Source organism: Sulfuricaulis sp., from assembly GCF_041499725.1.
Taxonomy (GTDB): domain Bacteria; phylum Pseudomonadota; class Gammaproteobacteria; order Acidiferrobacterales; family Sulfurifustaceae; genus Sulfuricaulis.
Genome location: NZ_JBGQKW010000141.1, coordinates 1 through 3,761, shown reverse-complemented (window position 1 = coordinate 3,761; position 3,761 = coordinate 1). Strand labels below are relative to the sequence as shown.

3 protein-coding genes and 1 pseudogene are annotated in these 3,761 nt (G+C 60.5%); all 4 read left to right on the top strand.

Annotated elements, in window-relative coordinates; translation table 11 throughout:
* Positions 1 to 1,217: nitric oxide reductase activation protein NorD (locus tag ACC569_RS14250; protein WP_372524191.1), on the top strand; the 1,217-nt coding region annotated here is incomplete at its 5' end.
* Between the two features lie 309 nt (positions 1,218 to 1,526).
* The gene (locus ACC569_RS14245) at positions 1,527 to 2,249 is read left to right on the top strand and encodes a TVP38/TMEM64 family protein (RefSeq protein WP_372524190.1); all 723 of its coding nucleotides are present in this window, start codon (positions 1,527 to 1,529) and stop codon (positions 2,247 to 2,249) included.
* Between the two features lie 114 nt (positions 2,250 to 2,363).
* Positions 2,364 to 3,296: a carbohydrate kinase family protein gene (locus ACC569_RS14240; RefSeq protein ID WP_372524189.1), complete on the top strand. Its 933-nt coding sequence runs from the start codon at positions 2,364 to 2,366 to the stop codon at positions 3,294 to 3,296.
* Between the two features lie 51 nt (positions 3,297 to 3,347).
* Positions 3,348 to 3,761: pseudogene (locus ACC569_RS14235) on the top strand (aminoglycoside phosphotransferase); the annotation flags it as partial.

Genomic DNA, 3,761 nt, shown 5'->3' with positions numbered 1-3,761 from the left:
GCGTCGCGCGGGAAAAAGAACTCTTCCGTCAGGCGCTGGCCCAGATCGGTCAGGAGTCCGTCGAAGACCGGGACGGGACGGAGACCGCCACGACACCGAATTCGCGGCGTTACAGTATCGAAACGATTCCCGATCCGGATCGCCCCGGGCAGTTCATTTTCGCGCTCAGTATCGACGGCCAGCCGATACAGCCGCCGGCCGACGTACGCGGCCTCATGGGCTCCATCGTCCAGGACCTCGAGCATATTCCGGAGGACTATCTGGTGGCGGCGGGCGCGGGCGGCTACCGTCAGGCCGCGGAGGAAAAACGCCCGGAGGACGTGTGGAAGGGCACCTATCACGAGGAAGGCGCGTTTCTGTACAACGAGTGGGATCACCGGCGCAATCATTATCGCAAACATTGGTGCGTGCTGCGCGAACTCGACGTGCACCCGGACAGCGATCCGTTCGTGGCGCGCACGCTGCGCAAGTACCACGGCGTATTGCCGGCGCTGCGCAGGACCTTCGAGGCGCTGCGCGGGGAAAACAAGCTGCTCAAGAAACAGATGAACGGGGACGACGTCGATTTCGACGCGCTCGTCGAGGCACAGGCCGACATGAAAAGCGGCATGGAGCTCTCCGAGCGGCTGTTCACCAAGCTGCACAAGTTCGAACGCGACATCGCGGTGATGTTCATGGTCGACATGAGCGGCTCGACCAAGGGCTGGATCAACGACGCCGAACGCGAGGCGCTGGTGCTGCTGTGCGAGGCGCTGGAAATCCTCGGCGACCGTTACGCGATCTACGGCTTCTCCGGCATGACGCGCAAGCGCTGCGAGCTGTATCGCATCAAGCGCTTCGATGAAATATACAGCGATGAAGTGCGCCGGCGCATCGCCGGCATCCGGCCGCAGGATTACACGCGCATGGGCGTGACCATCCGGCACCTGACCAAACTTCTGAACGACGTAGAGGCGCGCACCAAGCTGCTGATCACGCTCTCGGACGGCAAACCCGACGACTACGACGGCTACCGCGGCGAGTACGGCATCGAGGACACGCGCATGAGCCTGATCGAAGCCAAGCGCGCCGGCATCCATCCGTTCTGCATCACCATCGACGAGGCCGCGCGCGACTACCTGCCGCACATGTACGGCGCGGTGAACTGGGTGCTGGTCGACGAGGTGCGCAAGCTGCCGTTGAAAGTCTCGGATATCTACCGGCGGCTGACGCTGTAACCCCCACTTTCCGGAACATGTTAGGATGGCATCATCCCGCTTGTGTTCAGACCCGCCTACAATGAAATAAAAAGGTTGATTATTGCGGCGGCATGAAACCATATTGAACCGTTTCGAAGGAAATTCTGGCACGTGGCCTTGGGTTTTATCACGTTATGCCGCCGCAATAATCGGAACTCTTATGATTTTCCGTTATTGACCCGGCACGACCCTCTCATGGCGAACGACATGCAGCCACGGCGGGGCGTGCCTGCGTTCAAAACAATTGTGCCGGGTCAATAACCGTCGCGTTCAGCGGGCACTACCGACATGTTTAAACTGGACAAAAAAACAGCCTTCCTGCTTCTGCTGATGGGAATGATCATCGCCGGCATGGCTTATGCCCTGTACGCGACCGGCATGATCGACTTGCTGACGAGCAAAAACCGCTTGCTGCAATTCATCAAAGAGAACCGTATCCATGCTGCGACGATTTTCATCGGCCTTCAGATCGTGCAGGTTGTAGCTGCGCCGATCCCCGGCGAGGTCACCGGCTTCGTCGGCGGGATGTTTTTCGGGCCGGTGTGGGGCGTGGTCTATTCCACCATCGGACTGACAATCGGTTCGTGGATCGCGTTCATACTGGCGCGTCTGCTGGGCCGGCCGCTGGTCGAGCGTTTCGTGAGCGCCGCGACAATCCAGCGATACGACTACGTGATGCAGCACAAGGGGCTGTTGCTGGCGTTTCTCATGTTTCTCATCCCCGGCTTTCCCAAGGATATTCTTTGCTACGTGCTCGGCCTGGGCCACATGCGACAGCGCGACTTTTTGATCGTCTCCGCTTCCGGCCGCCTGCTCGGCACGGTGCTGCTCACCGTCGGCGGAACGTTGTTCCGTGACGAGCATTATGGCGCGCTGTTCACCGTCGTCGGCCTCAGCCTCGCGCTCATTCTGTTCGTCATGATCTATCGCGATCGCATCGAACTAGTGCTCCGGCGGAGGACGGGCGCCCTTCGAAAAGACGCCAAGGACAAATCACCCCCGTCCAACTAGAGCGGACGAGCCGAATATCGGGTACCCAGCGACTTGCAAACAGCCTTGGCGCACCGGACAATCCTACCCCGTTGGCAGTCCGCCCTTAATTCGCAGAGATAACAGGATCTCCCCATGTCAGCACTGATCTGTGGCTCGTTCGCCTACGACACCATCATGGTCTTCCAGGACCAGTTCAAGAATCACATTCTGCCCGACAAGGTGCATATCCTGAACGTTTCGTTCCAGGTGCCGGAGATGCGCCGCGAGTTCGGCGGTTGCGCCGGCAACATCGCCTACAGCCTGAAGCTCCTCGGTGGCGAGCCGCTACCCATGGGTACGGTCGGCAAGGACTTCGGTTTCTATGCCGAATGGATGGACAAACATGGCATCACCCGTCGTCATATCAAGGTATGCGAGGACACCTACACCGCGCAGGCCTTCATCACCACCGACATGGACGACAACCAAATCACTGCATTTCATCCCGGAGCGATGAACCGCTCGCACGAAACCCATGTGACCGATGCGAGCGGTGTCAAACTCGGCATCGTCTCGCCCGACGGGCGTGAAGGCATGATCCAGCACGCCCGGCAGTTCGCCGAAGCCGGCATTCCCTTCATCTTCGACCCGGGGCAGGGCATGCCGCTGTTCGATGGCGACGACCTGATGACCTTCATCGAGCAGGCCACGTGGGTCACGCTCAATGACTACGAGGCCGAGCTGATGCAGGAGCGCACCGAAAAATCCCTGAGCGAACTGGCCAGATACGGGAAGGGATTGATCGTCACGCTCGGCGCGCGCGGGTCCGCTGTTTACACCGATGGGCGCGTGATCGAAATCCCGGTGGTACCGGTTACCGAAGTCACCGACCCGACCGGCTGCGGCGACGCCTATCGCGCCGGCCTGCTCTATGGCCTGGCGCGCGGCATGGACTGGGATACCACCTGCCGCATTGCCGCGCTCATCGGTGCCATCAAGATCGCGCATCATGGCACCCAGAATCACCGCTTCACCCCGGACGAATTCGCCATCCGCTTCCGCGACAACTTTGGATATAGTTGGTAGCTGCCGGCGGGGTCCAGCTCCTTCCGCCGGCTCGTGGAGGGAGGCCATGCCGTGGAGAACAGACTTCCGCCCCTGATTCAGGCGTTGCTCGATCCCGCCGGCTACGACCATGCGGTGCGGAACATTCACGTGGTCGAGACGCATATTTCCTGGGTCGTCCTCACCGGTCCCTACGCCTATAAAATCAAGAAACCGGTCAACCTCGGGTTTCTCGATTTCAGCACGCTCGACAAACGCCGCTTCTATTGCGCGGAGGAACTGCGTCTGAACCGGCGTCTGGCGGAAGCGCTTTACCTTGGCGTGATTCCCATCACCGGCTCGCCCTCCTCCCCCCGGCTCAACGGTTCCGGCGAGGCCATCGAATACGCCGTCAAGATGGTCCAGTTTTCCGAGGAGGCGCGGCTCGATCGAATGCTCGCGCGCGGCGAACTGCAAGCGATACACATCGACCTGCTGGCGCAGGAG